This window comes from Methanosarcina vacuolata Z-761 (genome assembly GCF_000969905.1).
GTDB lineage: Archaea > Halobacteriota > Methanosarcinia > Methanosarcinales > Methanosarcinaceae > Methanosarcina > Methanosarcina vacuolata.
In genome coordinates this window covers 1,743,389-1,761,527 of record NZ_CP009520.1, presented here as the reverse complement: position 1 = coordinate 1,761,527, position 18,139 = coordinate 1,743,389, and the positions used below count along the sequence as shown (strand labels likewise).

Here is an 18,139-nt window from a genome sequence, read left to right as displayed (position 1 = left end):
GTCGAATAAAGACGACTAAAAAGATGCTGAGAAATAGCCTGGCGGGGTAGCAAAGAAATTTGGGCTGGAGATGAAATAGAATGACGGATGAAAACAGAAATCGGAACGAAAAAGAAGGCAAGGAAAATCGGGAAAGTCAGACAACAGCAAATCTGGAAAAAAAGAAGGTTGAAAGCCTTGGAGTTTCTACCCTTGCTGTGCATGCAGGTGCAAAACCTGATCCGGCTACAGGAGCAAGGTCAGTTCCGATTTATCAGACTGCAGCATATGTATTTAAGGACGCTGATGAAGCTGCCGATCTTTTCGGGCTCAGGAAAGAAGGTAATATTTATACCCGCCTTATGAACCCCACAACCGATGTCTTTGAAAAAAGAATCGCTGCTCTTGAAGGAGGCATAGGTGCCCTTGCAGTAGCCTCAGGAATGGCTGCAATCACAACTGCGCTTCTCACTTTTACAAAACCGGGAGACGAGATCGTTTCAGGAGATAAGCTTTACGGAGGGACCTATGAGCTTTTTAATTATACTTTCCCCAGGCTAGGAAGGACTGTAAAATTTGTAGACGTGGATAAGCCTGAAGAATTCAAAAATGCAATCTCAGAAAAAACAAAAGCCTTTTATGTGGAATCGATAGGAAACCCCGGGCTTAACATTCCTGATTTAGAAAAACTCGCAGAGATTGCTCATGCCGCAAGAATTCCCCTTGTTTTGGACAATACGGTTTCTCCTCTGATCTTAAGGCCAATTGAACATGGAGTTGATATTGTTGTGTATTCGGCGACCAAATTCATTGGCGGCCACGGGACTTCCATAGGAGGAGTAATTGTTGACTCCGGAAACTTTGACTGGAACCCTGAAAAGTTCCCTGAAATCTGCGAGCCTGATCCCGGATACCACGGCTTAAAGTATAAGGAAGCCTTTGGAAAGGCCGCTTTCATTGCAAAAGCCAGAGTGCAGTTTATAAGGGATACCGGAGCGTGCATTTCTCCTTTTAACTCTTTCCTGTTCACACTTGGACTTGAAACTCTCCCCCTTAGAATGAAAAAACACTGTGACAACGCCCTGGAGATTGCAAGATTTCTGGAAAATCATCCAAAGGTTTCCTGGGTTTCGTATCCTGGGCTTGAATCCCACTGCAGCTATGAGCTTGCGAAGAAATATCTTAAATCAGGGTACGGTGCACTAATAGGATTCGGAATCAAAGGCGGAGAGAGGGAATGCAAAAAGTTTATTGAAGGGCTTGAGATCTTTTCCCACCTTGCAAATATAGGGGATGCAAAAAGCCTTGTAATCCATCCGGCTTCAACCACCCATGAACAGCTATCAAAGGAAGAGCAGGCAGACTGTGGAGTAACTGAGGACTTTATCAGGCTGTCTATAGGAATTGAAGATGCAAAGGACCTGATTTCTGATATCGAGCAGGCACTTTCCGAGGTATGAGTATGGAAATCTCAACCCAGGGTTCTTCCTTTAAAAACCTTTTTTCGGGAAGAAAAGGCCAGAATCTTGGGATAGTCCGTTCAATGAACTATGAAATTCCTGGAATTTTCAGGCTCGAAAGCGGAAAGACTCTATCCCATGTCAGGATAGAGTATGAGATGTATGGGAAGATGAACACGGATAAGAGTAACGTTATCCTGGTCTGTCATGCCCTTACAGGCGATGCCCATGCTGCCGGATTTCACGCAGACGACAAAAAGCCAGGCTGGTGGAACATTGTAATTGGCCCGAATAAGGCTTTTGACACGGAAAGATACTGCATTGTCTGTTCAAACATAATAGGGGGCTGTAAAGGTTCTACAGGTCCTTCTTCTATCAACCCTGAAACCGGAAAACCCTATGGTATTTCATTTCCTGTAATTACTATTGCGGATATGGTAAATGCCCAGAAGAAGCTTGTCGAGTACCTGGGGATAAAACAGCTTTTTGCAGTTGCAGGCGGCTCAATGGGTGGAATGCAGGTTCTTCAATGGACGGTTAGTTATCCTGAAATGATTAAAAAAGCAATTGCAATCGCAACAACCGCATCTTCAACCCCACAGCAAATTGCATTTGGAGCAATTGGAAGAAAAGCAATAACTGATGACCCGAAATGGAATAAGGGAAACTACTATGGGAAGGAAATCCCCGCACAGGGCCTGTCACTTGCCCGCATGATAGGCCATATCACATACTTAAGCGATGCTTCAATGCAAAAGAAGTTCGGAAGAGACCCGCAGACTGAAACAGGTCTGACCACATCTAAAACCGGCTCAGAACCATCTTCAGAAATCTTTCCTGATAGCTCTTCATATTTTCAGGTCGAAAGCTACCTGAATCACCAGGGAAGTACCTTTACGAAGCGTTTTGATGCTAATTCCTATCTTTATATCACAAAAGCCGTGGATTTTTTTGACCTTTCAAAGAACGGCTCCCTTATCGAAGGTCTTTCCGGGATTACTGCAAAATACCTTGTGATTTCCATAACTTCAGACTGGCTCTATCCCCCTTACCAATCTCAGGAAATCGTATCTGCGCTTACTGCAAACGGGATTGATGCCAAATACGAAGAAATCAGGTCCCAGTACGGCCATGATGCCTTTTTGCTTGAAGAAGGACAGCTCAATTACATTATAAGGAGCTTTCTTTCACAGGTTCTTGTAAGCGATATCATGTACCAGAACTTCTATTCGGTTTCCAGAAACGAAACAATAGAGAACGCTTCAACCCTTATGGTAAAGAAAAAAGTAAACCATCTGCCTGTAGTATCCGAAGACGGAAAGCTTGAAGGTATAGTCACTTCCTGGGACATTACAAAAGCCGTAGCCTGCAAAATCACCGAACTGGATGAAATAATTACCCGCGACGTGAAATACGTATTCTCAGGCGATAAAATTGAGACTGCATCCTCGATAATGGAAGATTACTCAATTTCCGCGCTTCCTGTGATCGATTCTGAAAACAGAGTTATAGGCATGGTTACGAGTGAAAGCATAAGCGCGCTTATAGGAAGGTTTGGTTAATTTTGGGCGCTTTTTTAGTTTTTGATTGGAAATTTCTTTTACTTCATCCAGAACCATACAGGAATTTTGCCCTCATTAAGGGCGAAAATCAGTAAAAGGGAGCTGTAAGAGAGGGGAAATAGTAGTGAGCTGAGAGCAGGATAAACAGGCCAGCTGCTGGTACTGTGATATTATCATCTATATTCTCGACTCTTTCTATAAGTGTGCACACTATTCCTGCAAAGAGCCCTGCAAAGCCCATTTTTGCGCCAATAATTATGCAAAGCACTAGCATCCCTGCAGAGCCTTCCCAGGCTTTTGTCCTTTTACTATACTTAAGGTTCCTTATTATGCCCGTAATCCCGTCTCCATATGCCATGAAAAGTACCGGAACTACTCCAAGCCAGAAACTCCTGTCAATGTACCAGGTAAAAAATACTATTAATCCCCAGCTTAATGTAAAATCCACATCATAGAGATTTTCGGGGTCCTGGAACCAGTACATTCTCCTGTTGAGTTTATGTGGCAGGTAGGTTATAAGAGCAAGCCCAAAAGCAGTAGCCGCCGGTAAAATCGGCTCATGAGCGACAAAGGGGAGCAGCATTGCTGTCAGTCCGCCAGCCAGGAAGTGAATTACTTTTCTTGAAAAATACATTGAAGAGTTAATCGACCTTCCCTTTTTCAGAGAAGTTTGATATACCTTTTTTGAGAGAAACAGGATCACAAACAAATTCCAGACTGCAATTACCGTAAAGGCGGGCAGGTCTGCCATTATAGATTCCAGTGAAATTTGAAACACAGCCTCCATGAGACATTCCACATCTCTTAAATATAAGACTTTTTTGAATTTATTTCGGTTTCTGTTGAAGAAAATTTTTAGTAAAATATCTTTAATTGTGATGCCTGGTTACAGAAGCCTTTCTAAAAATAAAATTTCCCCATTTTTATTTTTTTAACTTTTTTTAAATAAATATAGAAATGTCTATATATTTTATAACCTTCCTACCTGTCAATGGAGGACCTATATGAGATTTAACAAGCAGATCTTTACAATACTTATTCTATCTCTTTCACTGGCCCTTTTAGGGAGCGGATGTGTCTCTGAAGGTGAAGGAGCAGAGAGCAATGTCACACAGGAAATAACCGATAGCGGGTTTTCTAATATCAGGGAAAATCCGGTAACACCATGGAATTCTGTACCTACATCACCTGTTATTGATCCCACAGCCTGTATTGATCCTCAGGCTTCAGTCATCGGAGCCGTGGAAATAGGTGCCAGTGTTATGGTTTCCCCAATGGCATCTATTCGAAGTGACGAAGGAATGCCGATTTTTGTAGGAAACGGTAGCAATGTCCAGGATGGAGTTGTACTTCATGGCCTTGAGACAATCAATGAAGAAGGCGAGCCTGTAGAAAAGAACCTTGTTGAGGTTGATGGTAAGAAATACTCAGTCTATATAGGAGAAAATGTTTCACTTGCCCACCAATCTCAGGTTCATGGCCCAGCTTCTGTAGGCAACGATACTTTCATCGGTATGCAGGCTTTCGTTTTTAAGTCAAAAATAGGAAACAACTGCGTACTTGAGCCTACAGCAGCAGCAATTGGTGTAACTGTTCCTGACGGAAGGTATATTCCAGCAGGCACAGTTGTTACTTCGCAGGACGAAGCGGACAAGCTGCCGGAAATTACTGATGATTATGCATACAAACATACTAATGAAGCCGTAGTGTATGTAAATGTCAATCTGGCTGAGGGATACAATAAAGCCTCATAACCAGGAACGGCTTTCACAGTAAATAATTAATTTAAATAAAAAAGTCAATTGATTAAAATCAAAAAGTTTATTTAATTTTAAGTTCTGCCTGGGATTTTAACATTTATCTTCCCCAGGTAAAACTTCTATTTTGCTTTTAGATTTCTTCCCTATACGGTAAAAATAGAATTGATTTTCTAATTATCCAAATATCTTCTTTTTAATATATATTTATAATTTATAAGTTAGCATTAATAAATACAAATAAACGAATATTTCAATAAATTAGTAATTAATTATTTATATTCATAACACTAACTTTTTTGAGTTAACGGTGATAATTTATGAGAATCGCATACAGGTACTTTTCTTTATTCTTAACATTCGTACTTCTTACGTTACCTGCAGTAGCAGAACCGAGTTCCATATCCGACTATGGTAATTTTACGGAAGAATCTGGATGGAGTATAGCCCAGAATGATTCACAGAACGATTTTTATTCAGATTCGAACCTAACTTATGTCCCAACCGGAGAAGTCGAAGGTTATGAAGAAGAAACTTATGCTGACAGCCCTGTAGAAAATATTACTTTTCTTACTGACAGCCCCGAATCAGAATTGTTTCCGGTATGGACTGTCGATGGAAATTATATCCTGTATACGGTTCACAGAGACGGATCCGATAATTTGGAATCGTATAAAATGAAAGCAAACGGAAGTGAAATAGAGCGAACAGGCATTGGAGAGGGAAATCTTACTTGCTTTAGTGATATAAATCCCAATGGAACAGAACTGATTTTAACAAAATCAAATGGTTCCCAAACAGGCCTCTACCTTGTGAACCTGAAAAATGAAACCGTAACTCCTGTTGCAGATGACCCTGACAAATCAGAAGGATGGGGCGCATGGTGCCGCCTCGGAAAAAAAATCGTATACACCCAGAAGTTAGGAGATAATCCGTCCCAGCTCTGGATAGTTAATCGGGATGGAAGCGATAAGACCAGGCTCGGTACTTCAGAAAATGTCGGAATGGGGAAAGACTGGTGCCCTCTTGGCCTAAAAATAATATACAGTGCTAATGATTCTAAAGAGGAACCCGACCTATGGACAATAGAATGGCATGGTACAAACCAGACTCAGCTTACCAATACTTCATACGGGGAATGGGACCCCTCTTACAGTCCTGATGGAAAAAGAATAGTATATATATCCGATGAAGGAGGAAAGCCTGAAATCTGGCTTCGTGATACTAACGGAAGCTATAAGATAAGGCTTACAGACAATATCGGAGTAATCGACTCGAACCCCAGATGGAGCCCTGACGGCTCAAAAATAGTTTTTACGGTACATAAGATGCAGAATACTTTGGAAAACTCTACAATAAATGGTTCGAGTTCTGTTTTACTGAATAGTTATAACAGTTCTATGACTACAAATAACTCTACAATGACAAATAATTCTACATCAGAAGATAATTCTACATCAGAAGGTAATTCTACAACAATGGATAACTCAGTAATAAATAATTATGTAACAGTTAATAATTCCATGATAAACATTTCAGATTCTATGTCCGAAAACAGTTTTAATAATTCTACAATTAGTGGCTCAGATATTGCTGTTATAGAACTTGAACCTGCATTAAACATTTTAGACTCTACATCAGGAAATGGTTTAAATAATTCTACAATTAGTGGCTAAGATACCGCAGTTATAGATCCTGGATCTACATCTTCAGCCTCTCCACTGTAAGATTAGGAAAATTAATAATATGGGTATGAATGCAGAAAAAAATTCCCAGATAACGAAAACGAATCTAGTTGACGGCTGTGTCCCACGTTTAAAGAGCGTGGGATTTTAGCCTTTGACTCTTAAATCATTCATCCAGCTTAAATCATTCATTCAGCTTAAATCATTCATCCAGCCCTTTTCTTCCAAAAATGTAATTTGCAACCCTTATAGCATCTCTTTCTCCGGTTTCCTTTTCCGGAGAATCGCTCAGTTTTACAACAGGAATACCGTCAATGCTGTGCAGCTTTATGACCATATTAAGAGGAGGGCTTTCTCGGAAGAAATCGGAGTTATTGGTAAGGCTTGTGCCTATGCCGAAACTGCAGTTGATTTTTCCTTCGCAGTATTTTTTGAGCTGGATTGCAGTATCTGCGTTGAGGGCATCACTGAAAACGAGTAATTTTTTCATGGGATCTATACCCATTTTCCGATAGTGCTCTATCACAGCATCCACAAAGTCGTAAGGGTCTCCGCTGTCGTGCCTGAACCCGTCGTAAATTTTTGATAACCTCAGGTCCATATCCTTGAAAAAGGCTTTTGAGCCGAAAGTGTCAGTAAGGGCAATTCCCAGGTCTCCATTATAAACATCTATCCAGTTTTCAAAAGCAAAACGGTTTGCATACCTTAACCCCACAAGTGCCGAGGTACCCATAATCCATTCGTGCCCGACTGTCCCGATCGGTTTCATGCCGTATTTTTTTGCAAAATACACATTGCTTGTTCCTGTCAGGGTTTTTATCCCGGCCAGGGCTTTCATTACATGGTCGTGGAGTTCGGAACTTCTTCGCCTGCGGGTTCCAAACTCCGAAAAAAGGCAGTTGTTTTCCTCAAGGGCTTTTCCCATCTCAAGAATCTTATTTTCATAGGCAGCCAGTACGGATTCGGAAGTACAGCCCTTCTGGGATTCTCCATTCCACTCTTTTTCAATGGTTGTGAAGTAGAGTTCCGAAACCGTAGCCATAAGGACAATTTCCCAGAGAATCGTGCTGTGCCAGGGCCCTTTTATCCGTATGTCCAGATCTTTTTCTTCGGTAAGGCAGACTTTTACCTCATCTGGCTTGAAGCGGAAATTCTTAAGATATTCAAGGTACATAGGTTTCAGGTAAGGGCAGTTCTCTGAAAGCCAGTTGTATTCTTCTTCTGTTAGTGCTAATTTCGAGATATCTTCGCGTATAGTCCTTTCCAGTTCTTCTACAAACTCCGTAGTAAAGCGCTGGGAACCCCGGTTGGTAAACCGGTATTCAGCATCAGCTTTAGGAAAAAGTTCAAGCACGGCAAGTTGCATGGTGAATTTATAAAGGTCGTTATCAAGTATGGATTGTATCACAGAAGGTCTTCCTGTAGCGTTTTAAATGCTTCTAAAGCAAATATTGTTTATTTAATCACAGCTTTTGCTCCAGATATATAGCGGTTTTATTTTTAAAATTTCTGACACACGTGTATAACTCCTGGAGACAAGATCAGGTTTTCTTTGTTAGCTTTCAGAAAATAGAGAAGATTTTTTGAGAGAAGGTGTTTTGAGAGAAGGTATTTTGAAAGAAAGTGTTTTGAGAGAAGGCGTTTTAAGAGAAGGCTTTTTTGGGCTTCACGCCAAACAAATAATTACCGGAAAAGCAATACATATTCCGGAGACTAATTTTGATAGGGATTTGGGGAGATGGAAAGAGAAGTGAAGTTTGCAACAAAATGTGTACATGCCGCAGAAAAGCCGGATCCGGTTTTTGGGGCGCATACAACTCCGATATTCCAGACTTCGACTTTCATTTTTGAGAATGCCAGGCAGGGAGCAGCAAGGTTTGCAGGAGATGAATCCGGGTATGTATATGCCAGAATTCCTCCAAACACTCCCACACATGCTGTTCTCACTGAAAAATTTGCTGCGCTTGAAGGTGGGGAAGCAGGGCAGACCTTTGCCTCGGGAATGGCAGCGATCACCGCAATTGCGTTAACTGCCCTGAAGCAAGGAGACCACCTTATTTCAACGGATGTAGTATACGGATGCACATACAGCCTCTTTTCTCAGGTTTTGCCAGGACTTGGAATAGAGGTCAGTTTCATCGATACCTCTAAAACCGAAAATGTAAGGAGAGCCTTTAAGCCCGAGACAAAAATGGTCTTTCTTGAGAGTCCTGCAAATCCTACGCTTACTGTATGCGATATTCCTGAAATAGCCAGGATAGCCAGGGAAAACGGGGCCCTCTGCGTTGTGGACAACACTTTTGCAACACCTTATTTCCAGAGGCCTCTTGAGCTTGGTGCAGACCTTTCTATGAGTAGCTGTACAAAATATATAGGCGGTCATGCAGATTTGCTTGGCGGAATCGTTGCAGGAAATAAGGATTTTATTAATAGAATGTCTGAGGTTGTTGGGTATACAGGAGGCATTATGGGGCCGCATGAAGCCTGGCTCTGCATAAGAGGACTTAAAACCCTGCATATCAGGATGGAAAGGCACGCTGAAAACGCAATGAAGGTTGCGGAATTTCTTGAATCACGACCTGAGGTAGAGTGGGTCAGGTATCCAGGGCTTCCAGGTCATCCTCAGCATGAACTTGCACGCAAGCAAATGAGCGGATTCAGCGGGATGCTCTCTTTTGAGGTAAAAGGCGGAATTGAAGCCGGGAGGAAGCTCATGGACAATGTAAAGCTCTGTTCTCTTGCTGTGAGCCTCGGAGCTACGGATACTCTTATCCAGCACCCTGCATCTATGACTCATGCATGTGTCCCTCATGAAGTAAGAAAGAGTGTGGGCATAACTGACGGGCTTGTCAGGCTCTCGGTAGGGATTGAAGATTACGAAGACATAATTGAAGACCTCAAACAGGCCCTTGAAGCAATTTAAGCCTTTCAGGCATGAATGCTGTTACCTGTTCAATGATCGAGCTGCTGTTACTTATTTCATGACCTAACCATTGTTACCTATTGTATTTTCGAAATCAGACAAGGTATATGTGCTGCAGAAATAATCATTCATTTGTGAATGAAGTATTATTTGTGAAATTAAGTACTCAAATTTGTGAAATTAGGTACTCAAAATTGTACCCGTAAAATCAATTTTGAAATGTCTGGAAAATTAAGTCTGGAAAATTAAGTCTGGAAAATTAAGTCTGGAAAATTAAGTCTGGAAAATTAAGTCTGGAAAATTTAAACGCAAGGCTAAAGCCGTAAAGCTAAAACCCGGGGGGAGTTTCACATGAAGGCACTCATATTCGGAGCCGATGGTTTTGAAGATCTTGAACTTTTCTACCCTTACCACCGCTTGAAAGAAGAGAGGATTACAACACATGTAGCTTCAATGAAGAAGGGTCCAATAAAAGGAAAGCATGGGTATGAGGTCAATGTAGACATTGCTTTTAAAGACATAAACCCTGCAGATTATGGTATTCTTGTAATATCCGGAGGAAAAGGCCCCGAAAAAATGAGGCTTGACGAGAATGCACTTGAGATTACAAGACACTTTTTCAAAGAAAACAAGCCGGTTGCTGCAATTTGCCATGGCCCACAGGTTCTCGTCTCTGCAGGCGTCATAAAAGGCAGGAAAGCAACCTGCTGGCCAGGGATAAGAGATGATATCATAGCCGCAGGCGCACTTTACGAAGATAAAGAAGTTGTAATTGACGGGAATTTTGTATCCTCAAGAAGCCCTGATGATCTTCATGCTTTTGGAAGAGAAATGATTAAGCTACTGAAGTAAACAGGAAACAGTTTTTGTTTCTTGCTTCTCCTTTAATCATTTATTTCTTTTATCTGTAGCTTTTTTAGCTCTGTTTTAGTTTTTCCTTCACGAATTTCTGCTTCTTCAGACCCGTTACTAATTGTCACTAATCAGTAGATGTTTTTCGTAATGAATGAAAATTTGAGTCAGTGTCTCTAATTTGCTGTAAATTTGAAGTCAATTTTTTGCGTACAATAGAAAAAATTGATCTTCTGATATAGACTTTTCGACCCGGCAACTTCTTGAGATTTGTGATTTTACAGAATAAATGGCACACTGCCTTTGATCACAATTATCAAACTATTTCTACAAATTACGGTTTCATATTCAATCAGGTTTATAGTGTCTATTACCAACCTTTTTTAAACTTCTTTGGAAGCTTCTGCTCCTTACTATTAGCTTTTCTTTCACGCGTTGACCTCTTATCTTTTTTTGTTTCAGATGCTTCAAGTTTCGGAGTATTTGAGCCTTTACTTTTTTCGGTTTTAGATGCTTCAAAAGAAGACGGCTTATTATCTTCATCATCTTTTTTTATAAGATTTTTCATGTTATCTAACATTTTCTTAAAAGGATTTTTTCTTTTTTCGGGATTATTGTGTGGACTATCAGGGTTATTATCAACCATAAATTATCAACCATAAAACTGCACATTTTATTATCTTATTACTGCACATTTTATTATCTTATTACTGCATATTTTAGTATCTTATTACTACATATTTTATTATCTTATTACTGCACATTTTATTATCTTATTACTGTTTATTTGACTCAGTACCAAAATCCAGTGATAAACGTGAAATTGAAAATCACTAGATTTTATAATTGGTTATAATCCATTAAATACGTCCTCTCGATGGAAGTCTTTCGATATCAAATATTGAGTTTGATTGAAGAACGAATTCTTCCTGCAAGTTCATGATTTCAATCGAAAAATACAAAAATCACTAGATTTTGGACCAGAGTCGTTTATTTCTGTTAAGTAAGAAATCGTGACAAACTGCGTCCATTTCCACAATTCTTGCTAAATATTTTATTAAGTTATGGGCTGGAAAAGAGTGTCGATTTCATGTAAACAGACCAAAATTGAAAGCTGGTTTCTAATGCAAAATCGATACTTTCTGGCAAGAAAATTCATTAGCCGATGACCAATGTAATTTATTTATATACTTTAACTACATATGTAGTAGCGTGAAACAGTACAAAACTATTCGACTCTCAAAAAGTGTATTTTCAGACCTGAAAGCTTTGCAAAAAGACGGTGAATCAATTCCAGATACAGTCAGAAGACTGCATAATGATTATTCGGATTGTATTGAAGAAATTCAGTACAGATATTCGAGAGATATAATGAATGACGGGTCATTTACTCAATATATTTCTATCACTGCGAGTGCAAACAGTAGGTACGGTTCACAATATACTGAATATTTCATGAAGATAGGAGAAGAAATGAATGATATTGTTAGGCTCCCAAAAGATGTTCTTGATGAAATCAGATGGATGCCTCAACACCCAGATGAGATATTCAATACTACTATGTTTACTTTGATATCTATTGAAAAAGCTTTAATGGAATGGAATGAAAAAGGCAAAAAATAAACTGACATACTTATCTTTGAGCTTATCCCAAAACTAAAATTACTTTTCTCAATTCTATGTTATAAATAACCAATCGAGTCTCTTATCGTAAAGAGTGTTCTGAATTTCTTTTCAATTTCGGAATAAAATTGGTTTTGGTAGACTGTTTCAAAACTCAAACTATTTCTACAATTGATATTAGGTATAATTAACTTTAAACTCTAATAGGTATTTTCTCTGAAATTCAGGTACAATCCACTTTCTGCAGATGTCTGATAAATTTCACTGTTTTTCTCGATATCGTTTTCTCCAAAACCTCTTTTTATTATTTCGAATTGTATCTTTCCGTTTACTCATTCATTTAAACCTTATTCATTGGTCATCGGTAAAAATTCATTTCCGTCTCCTGTTATTCTTTTTGAACCCTGTTCTTTCATTTTTTATTCAAACCATTCATCTCTAAATCTTTCCCTGTTTACATGCGGATCTAATGCTTGACTTTCATACACTCATTATCGTTTCAACAATTCTTTGAATTCCACATATATGCAGAATTACTGTCAATAAATCTGATGCATTCTCTGCAAATATTGCACTCCAACGTAACTGCGTATATCTAGCCATTTTAGAACATCCTGGAAGTTTTCGAGTTTTTTACTCAGTTTTCTTCCAGGATCTTTTGCAAACTCCTCTATGCCGTGAATAACACACTGATGAAGAAACTCAACAAGTTCGGGCCAAAATCGGGAAAAGTAAACCGGTATTGACACAAATTCGGTGGAAAAATTAAAAGGGGGTTGAAATGTAGAATACAGATAGGAAAAAGGAGATAAACAGGGGAATAAGGAGATAAAAAAGGGAAAAAAACGTCAGATCTAAAAAAGAGGTAAAACGAAAAAATAAAAAGTTTAATTTGCAAGGATAAGGGCTTCTCCCCGTGAGAAGTTAACTTCCCTAATTGAGCCTTCAACAGTCATTTGATCTCCTAAAATTCCAGTAAGCTGGATTGAGTTGCCTTCAACAAAGATCCTTGCTACGGAATCCATAATTCTCTCACGCTCATCTCCACGAAGCAAGAACACATTAAGTTCACACATTTTTTTCTTTCTCCTTATAATTCATTTTATATTTTTCAATTTTGTTTGTATAAATTCAGTATAATAATATATTCTATGCCGTGGTATTAGCACTTTACTACATGCGCTACTGCATGCATTAAATTGTTTTTAGGCCATCCATAGCTATAGCTATTAGTGAGCCTGATAGATAAGAAGTTTCCGAAAACTTCTCAGAGGAAAACTCAGGGATAGTTCATCAGTTTTGCAATGGATAAGTCCTTTTCAAGTCCCAGGTCTTCGGCAACACACTCACATTTAGTAAGAAGCATGTACGCAATTGGCCCAAAATTGTGCTCGGATAAAGTTTCGTAATTGGCCATGCCCTTGCTGATAATAAGAGTCGCATCTTTCATTGCCTGAAGGAGTTCGGCTGGAGATTCCTCAATCAGGACACCTACGGCATTTGAACCGGTTGTCAGGACTCTATCGACTTTATTATCAATTTCGAACTCTTTGATCTCTTCTAAAGTCACGTCTGTTAGAATGGGTCCACCCCGGACTACGAGTGTGATCTTTCCACCGAGTTTCTTGATGATCTCAAAAACAAGCGTATCAAAGAGAATTTCTCCGCAATTGTCGGCAATGTAAACAACGTCCTGCATGAGCCCGAGCATTTTGGGAGTGTCATCCACATCAAGCCCGTGTTCGAAGTATTTCCGAAAAGCAGCCTCAAATTTGTCTTCACTGGCATCAAAACCCATAATTCCGAAATCAAAGTAATTCGCAACCACGGATGCCAGCACTGCTCGCCTGAAAAGTTCCCCGTTTTCTGGAGAATTTTCGTAAATCTTTTCTTTTGCTACAGGCAGGACTTTCAGCGCAGCCTGGTCGATAAGTTTCTTTGTTACCGCATAAGGGTCATTGTCTCCCAGAACCTCGTAGCATTTTCTGTGAACTTTAGTGGCTACGGAAGCAGATACCACATCGGGACTGTAGTTTTTGGTCACAACTTCAAGGCATTCCTTGATGGTCTTGCTTATGAGGTCTTCATCATCCGTAGAAAGTTTAGACTGAAAATGTACTCTTGAAAGCAGGCAATAGGTACAGCGTGGGTTCATCTTCATAGAAACATTTCCTGTTTTTTGATTCGAAAATAGGTTTTGCCAGATTGCTATAGATATTTGCGGCAAATATGATAAGAATTTATTCATCTGATAGAGTAGATATTTAAAAATGTAACTGAAACTGAAGCATAGAAAAATCTAGAAAAATCTAGAAAAATCTAGAAAAATCTAGAAAAATCTAGAAAAATCTAGAAAAATGACTGAAGAGAAAATATATTAAGGATGTTCTTTCTCATTTTTATGATATTGTAGGGGTCTGAGCGGATTTTCCTACCTGGGCTATCTATTGTTCCTGCTTTCAAGGCTGCTGCTTTTCAGAGAGCTCAGGGCTATTTTATAGACTAATTTTCAGAATCATTGTTTCAAAAGCAGTTTGAACCTAAATTACATACTTTCCATATTAAGACTATTGAGGTGACACGAAAATGAACTGTGGAGATTTGAAAATGGGTCAGGTCCTTCGTTGCGAAGCATGTGGTTTTGAACTTCAGGTAGTAAAAGAGTGCGGGGATGTATCCTGCTCTACCGATGCATGCTGTACCGGCAATGTAACATGCTGTGGAGAACCAATGAAATTAAAATAATAAGTCCGGTAAATAAAATAACAAAAACAGGAGTGAAGATTCCAAAATATTTTGAAGTAGTACAAATCCCGGGAAAGTTAAGGAAAGTCCGCAAAAGGATGGTAAAGATGAGCCCGGAAGAATTTCTTTGTTCAGGGCTTTTCTGGAATCTTAAAGTTCAATAGCGTATTTTTTGCTGTCTTTTTTCCTTCATTTTTCCCAGGAAACCCTGGATCAGCCTGGTCGATAAATATGAGCTGAAAAACCAAACCAGCAGAGCAATGATAATTGAAAGGCTCCAACTGTTAAGGTGCTCCATACAGAAGGCAGCAGTGAGCACGCATATAGTGCAGCCTATCATCCCTGCGCTAGCTCCAAGGGCAATGTCAGAAGCTTGCTCAGAACTTCCGAAATGTCCTGCCATTATCACGGCCGCTACCATAACAGCTGGAAAAGCTGCAAAAACTCCAGCAAAAGATTTTGAAGGGATTATCTGCAGCATGATATAACAGGCAGCAACAGCAGTTCCCCCGAAGACGAACCTGAGAGCAAGGTCTTTGAAATCTAATTTCATAATATACCTCCTTATTGCAACTTTTCTAAAAAGACTACTAACTATTTTAACTTTAACTCTGCTCATTTAGGGAATAAGTTCAAGTTTGACTTCTTTTCTATTTCATCAATCATCCGGTTATTCATCAGGTTTTTCAAAAAGGGCAGGATACTTCTTTTTTAATGGTATGTGGAACTCTTCGTCTAATTTTGTATCATAAAGTGTTTTCACTTTTGAAAGCTGGTCAAGTGATAAATGCTGAGCTCCTTTAAGGTCAGCCCTTTCAAAATTAGCCATCTTAAGGTTAGCTCCTTGAAGGTTAGCCCCTTCAAGTTTAGCCATTTTAAGGTTAGCTCTTTCAAGGGAAGCTCCTTTAAGGTCAGCCCTTTCAAGGTTAGCCTCTTTAAGGTGAGCCCCTTCAAGGTTAGCTCCTCCAAGTTTAGCCTCTTTAAAGTTAGCCCCTATAAGGTAAGCCCATGTAAGGTTAGTCCCTTGAAGATTAGCCCCTTCAAGGTTAGCCTCTATAAGGTAAGCCCCTTCAAGGTTAGCCTCTACAAGGTAAGCCCTTTCAAGTTTAGCTCCTCTAAGTTTAGCTCCTTCAAGATTAGCCCCTTCAAGGTTAGCCTCCATAAGGTAGGCCCTTTCAAGTTTAGCCTTTTCAAGTTTAGCTCCTCCAAGTTTAGCCCCTTCAAGGTTAGCCCCTTCGAGGTTAGCCTCTATAAGGTAAGCCCTTTCAAGTTTAACTCCTCCAAGTTTAGCTCCCTCAAGGTTAGCCCCTTCAAGTTTAGCCTCTTGAAGATCAGCTCCATAAAGGTTAGCTCCCTGAAGATTAGCCCCTTCAAGGTTAGCTCCATAAAAATCAGCCCCTTGAAGGTTAGCTCCTTGAAGGTTTGCCTCTTTAAAGTTAGCCAGATGAAGGTTAGCCAATTGAAGGGTAGCCTTTTCAATGTTAGCCTCTTGAAGGTTAGCCCCTTCGAGGTTAGCCTCTGTAAGATCAGCGTAAAAAAGATCAGCTCCTCGAAGGTTAGCTTCTTGAAGGTTAGCTCCTCGAAGGTTAGCCTCTTGAAGATTAGCCCCTTCAAGGTTAGCTCCTTGAAGGTTAGCCTCTATAAGGTCAGCTCCTTGAAGGTTAGCTCCTCGAAGGTCTTTTCGCTCTGGAATATCCATATACAATTATCGGCTTTGAACTAAAATAAGCATTACTATGCCATGAAAATATCTTCTGCTCTTCAGGATTTAGTTTAAAAAACTGTGTCTATTTATAATATGGGTCTATAAGAACTGCAAGAATGACAGCTACGTTTTATCCTATGACGTTGCTATCCTGCACGGTTCTTTCAGTGTGGTATTTTTTTCAGTAATTTATGGCATCTATATTTTGCAGAATATGAGGTACATTGCCCTCACTCAGAAGGAAAGAAGACTATCAAAGAAAATCAGCAGCTCTAACACAAGAGTAAAAATAGAAAAAAAGCCTTTATATATTATGGATAACAAAAAACTTGCGAATATGTGCCCATTTCCACCAACGTTAAAAGAACTCTTGAAGAAACAAAGGGAACTAAAAATGCGAGAAAAGGAAAAATATTTCAAACCTTGAATTAACAAAAAATACATCCAAATTTCTCAAAGACTGCAATCTCTACTGAGAAAAGACTAGGACTTACGCACTTGAGGTATAAAATCAAGCACATTCGGAGTTGTGCTTGGTTATTTATTAGACATTTGGAGGTTTAATGCTATCGATTTATCATTTCAACCGCGTAAGTCCTACATATACAATTATCGGCTTTGAACTAAAATAAGCATTATCATGCACCATGAAAGTATTTTCTGCTCTTCAGGATTTAGTTTTTAAAAAAAGGACAAAATGCTTAATTCAATGTGGGTTGCACAAAAAGTAATAAAAAATAAAGTTATTAAGATATCGTCTCGAGCTTTGCCCGTTTGAAAATAGCAGTTACCCTTCCTTCTTCATCAATATCATCCTTGATCAAAACCAGTTCCCAGCCTTCATTTCCGATTCTTTCAAGTTCGCTCATTTGTTGTGGCGTGTTAAAACCATCAATCCTGCGAGAATCATACTCCCATAAATGTATCATTTAATATCCCTCCTATTAAAGATAAAGACAAATTTCGTAATTTATATATTGCAATGAAACTATAAATAATCCAAACAGAAGGAAAAAAGAGACTTTTTAATATATTCTGGGACCATCAAAATTTGATAGTGATTCTGCTGACAGTTGACAGCCATCATTCAAAAAACCAGAAAATAATAAAAAGTCTCTTAAAAAGTGTCATGTGGTAATACTCGCATCCTTATTATACTGAAAAGCAATTGTTATAATATGGTAATATTACCTTTTGAAATAATTTGTTTTTTAAGTTGGAATTGTATATCAAAAGGGGGAACACTGTGTGGAAATTTTTGAAGGACTCGTTTATGTAAAATATGGACGGATTGGAAGCAAAGGTGAAGGTCCAGATTATTATCTTCAGACCTGGGACAGGGAATTTCTACTGAATTATGGGGATAGAGGTCCATGGGAACTAGACTATTACCTTGAGTTTTTCTGCCGTAAATTCGTTGAAGTTACTGGTGAACCTGATAAAGAAACAAATACAATGAAAGTGACAATGATCAAGGAAATCTGTGTGGAGCATATCCCTAAAAAGATGGAGTACAGTTGATCCGACTTTCTAGAGATCTCTCCTCTAAAATAATATTTTTCATAATTTTTTCCATCAAATTTGGTTACTTAAGTTGTACAGTATTTCATGCGTCGTCAGTTAAGGGAGGAATCATGACAAATCGCGTCAATTTTCCACAACGTTTGTCAAATATTTTATAATTTATGAGCTGGAACAGGGTATCGATTTCACTTAAATAGGCCAAAATATAAAGCCGGCTTCTAATGCAAAATCGATAGCTTTCAGGCAAGAAAATTCCTTAACCGATGACCAATGTACAGAATTTAATAATTTTTAATGAAAATAAAGTTGCGGTAGTGAATATCG

18 protein-coding genes and 1 pseudogene are annotated in these 18,139 nt (G+C 39.1%); 10 read left to right on the top strand and 9 right to left on the bottom strand.

Translation table 11 applies throughout. The annotated features are described in order from the left end of the window. Positions 1-80: 80 nt before the first annotated feature. Together MSVAZ_RS07360 and metX are read left to right on the top strand one after the other, a co-directional pair. Positions 81-1,439: an O-acetylhomoserine aminocarboxypropyltransferase/cysteine synthase family protein gene (locus tag MSVAZ_RS07360; RefSeq protein ID WP_232316247.1), complete on the top strand. Its 1,359-nt coding sequence runs from the start codon at positions 81-83 to the stop codon at positions 1,437-1,439. 2 nt (positions 1,440-1,441) lie between these two features. After that, positions 1,442-3,001 (top strand): homoserine O-acetyltransferase MetX, encoded by a 1,560-nt coding sequence (gene metX, locus MSVAZ_RS07355; protein WP_048119814.1) that lies wholly within the window; start codon positions 1,442-1,444, stop codon positions 2,999-3,001. Positions 3,002-3,089: 88 nt separating this feature from the next. Here metX and MSVAZ_RS07350 read toward each other — a convergent pair whose 3' ends face one another. Further along, positions 3,090-3,788, bottom strand: a complete 699-nt coding sequence (locus MSVAZ_RS07350) for a hypothetical protein (RefSeq protein WP_048119812.1) — start codon at positions 3,786-3,788, stop codon at positions 3,090-3,092. Positions 3,789-4,005: 217 nt separating this feature from the next. Between MSVAZ_RS07350 and MSVAZ_RS07345 the strand changes: the two genes are divergently transcribed. Beyond that, positions 4,006-4,755, top strand: a complete 750-nt coding sequence (locus MSVAZ_RS07345) for a carbonic anhydrase (protein WP_048119809.1) — start codon at positions 4,006-4,008, stop codon at positions 4,753-4,755. 323 nt (positions 4,756-5,078) lie between these two features. Beyond that, complete coding sequence (locus tag MSVAZ_RS07340; protein WP_048119807.1) at positions 5,079-6,434, top strand: TolB family protein; 1,356 nt, start codon at positions 5,079-5,081, stop codon at positions 6,432-6,434. A 211-nt stretch (positions 6,435-6,645) separates the two neighbouring features. On the opposite strand, the gene pncB is transcribed toward MSVAZ_RS07340, so the two are convergent. Next, the gene (gene pncB, locus MSVAZ_RS07335; RefSeq protein ID WP_048119805.1) at positions 6,646-7,851 is read right to left on the bottom strand and encodes a nicotinate phosphoribosyltransferase; all 1,206 of its coding nucleotides are present in this window, start codon (positions 7,849-7,851) and stop codon (positions 6,646-6,648) included. 175 nt (positions 7,852-8,026) lie between these two features. On the opposite strand from pncB, the gene MSVAZ_RS20145 reads away from it, so the two are divergent. The 3 genes from MSVAZ_RS20145 (at position 8,027) to MSVAZ_RS07325 (ending at position 10,218) form a co-directional block, all read left to right on the top strand. Beyond that, on the top strand, positions 8,027-8,197 hold the full coding sequence (locus MSVAZ_RS20145) for a hypothetical protein (protein WP_157206036.1): 171 nt from the start codon (positions 8,027-8,029) through the stop codon (positions 8,195-8,197). After that, positions 8,182-9,366 (top strand): trans-sulfuration enzyme family protein, encoded by a 1,185-nt coding sequence (locus tag MSVAZ_RS07330; RefSeq protein ID WP_048119803.1) that lies wholly within the window; start codon positions 8,182-8,184, stop codon positions 9,364-9,366. The genes MSVAZ_RS20145 and MSVAZ_RS07330 overlap by 16 nt, the downstream gene beginning before the upstream one ends. 351 nt (positions 9,367-9,717) lie before the next feature. After that, positions 9,718-10,218: a type 1 glutamine amidotransferase domain-containing protein gene (locus MSVAZ_RS07325; RefSeq protein ID WP_048119801.1), complete on the top strand. Its 501-nt coding sequence runs from the start codon at positions 9,718-9,720 to the stop codon at positions 10,216-10,218. A 370-nt stretch (positions 10,219-10,588) separates the two neighbouring features. Here the strand turns inward: MSVAZ_RS07325 and MSVAZ_RS07320 are convergent, their stop codons facing one another. Then, positions 10,589-10,864, bottom strand: coding sequence for a hypothetical protein (locus tag MSVAZ_RS07320; RefSeq protein ID WP_048119798.1), 276 nt, complete (start codon positions 10,862-10,864; stop codon positions 10,589-10,591). Between the two features lie 566 nt (positions 10,865-11,430). Here MSVAZ_RS07320 and MSVAZ_RS07315 point away from each other — a divergent pair. Next, complete coding sequence (locus MSVAZ_RS07315) at positions 11,431-11,841, top strand: hypothetical protein (RefSeq protein ID WP_048119795.1); 411 nt, start codon at positions 11,431-11,433, stop codon at positions 11,839-11,841. 419 nt (positions 11,842-12,260) lie between these two features. Here MSVAZ_RS07315 and MSVAZ_RS19385 read toward each other — a convergent pair. From MSVAZ_RS19385 to MSVAZ_RS07305, 3 genes and pseudogenes are all read right to left on the bottom strand, one after another. After that, a pseudogene (locus tag MSVAZ_RS19385) lies at positions 12,261-12,447 on the bottom strand (IS4 family transposase); the annotation flags it as partial. 281 nt (positions 12,448-12,728) lie between these two features. Further along, complete coding sequence (locus MSVAZ_RS07310) at positions 12,729-12,917, bottom strand: CooT family nickel-binding protein (protein WP_048119793.1); 189 nt, start codon at positions 12,915-12,917, stop codon at positions 12,729-12,731. 203 nt (positions 12,918-13,120) lie between these two features. Next, positions 13,121-14,002 carry a damage-control phosphatase ARMT1 family protein gene (locus MSVAZ_RS07305; protein WP_048119790.1) on the bottom strand — a complete coding sequence of 294 codons (882 nt, stop codon included), beginning with the start codon at positions 14,000-14,002 and terminating at the stop codon, positions 13,121-13,123. A 425-nt stretch (positions 14,003-14,427) separates the two neighbouring features. On the opposite strand from MSVAZ_RS07305, the gene MSVAZ_RS20800 reads away from it, so the two are divergent. Next, positions 14,428-14,586 (top strand): hypothetical protein, encoded by a 159-nt coding sequence (locus MSVAZ_RS20800; protein ID WP_198146812.1) that lies wholly within the window; start codon positions 14,428-14,430, stop codon positions 14,584-14,586. Positions 14,587-14,743: 157 nt separating this feature from the next. On the opposite strand, the gene MSVAZ_RS07295 is transcribed toward MSVAZ_RS20800, so the two are convergent. From MSVAZ_RS07295 to MSVAZ_RS07280, 3 genes are all read right to left on the bottom strand, one after another. Beyond that, entirely contained in the window at positions 14,744-15,139 is a 396-nt protein-coding gene (locus tag MSVAZ_RS07295) for a DUF3147 family protein (RefSeq protein ID WP_048119786.1), read from the bottom strand. A 117-nt stretch (positions 15,140-15,256) separates the two neighbouring features. Beyond that, positions 15,257-16,285 carry a pentapeptide repeat-containing protein gene (locus MSVAZ_RS07290; protein WP_052725373.1) on the bottom strand — a complete coding sequence of 343 codons (1,029 nt, stop codon included), beginning with the start codon at positions 16,283-16,285 and terminating at the stop codon, positions 15,257-15,259. A gap of 752 nt (positions 16,286-17,037) precedes the next feature. Next, on the bottom strand, positions 17,038-17,220 hold the full coding sequence (locus MSVAZ_RS07280; RefSeq protein WP_048119783.1) for a hypothetical protein: 183 nt from the start codon (positions 17,218-17,220) through the stop codon (positions 17,038-17,040). 319 nt (positions 17,221-17,539) lie between these two features. On the opposite strand from MSVAZ_RS07280, the gene MSVAZ_RS07275 reads away from it, so the two are divergent. Then, the gene (locus MSVAZ_RS07275) at positions 17,540-17,812 is read left to right on the top strand and encodes a hypothetical protein (protein WP_048119780.1); all 273 of its coding nucleotides are present in this window, start codon (positions 17,540-17,542) and stop codon (positions 17,810-17,812) included. The last annotated feature ends 327 nt before the right edge of the window (positions 17,813-18,139 follow it).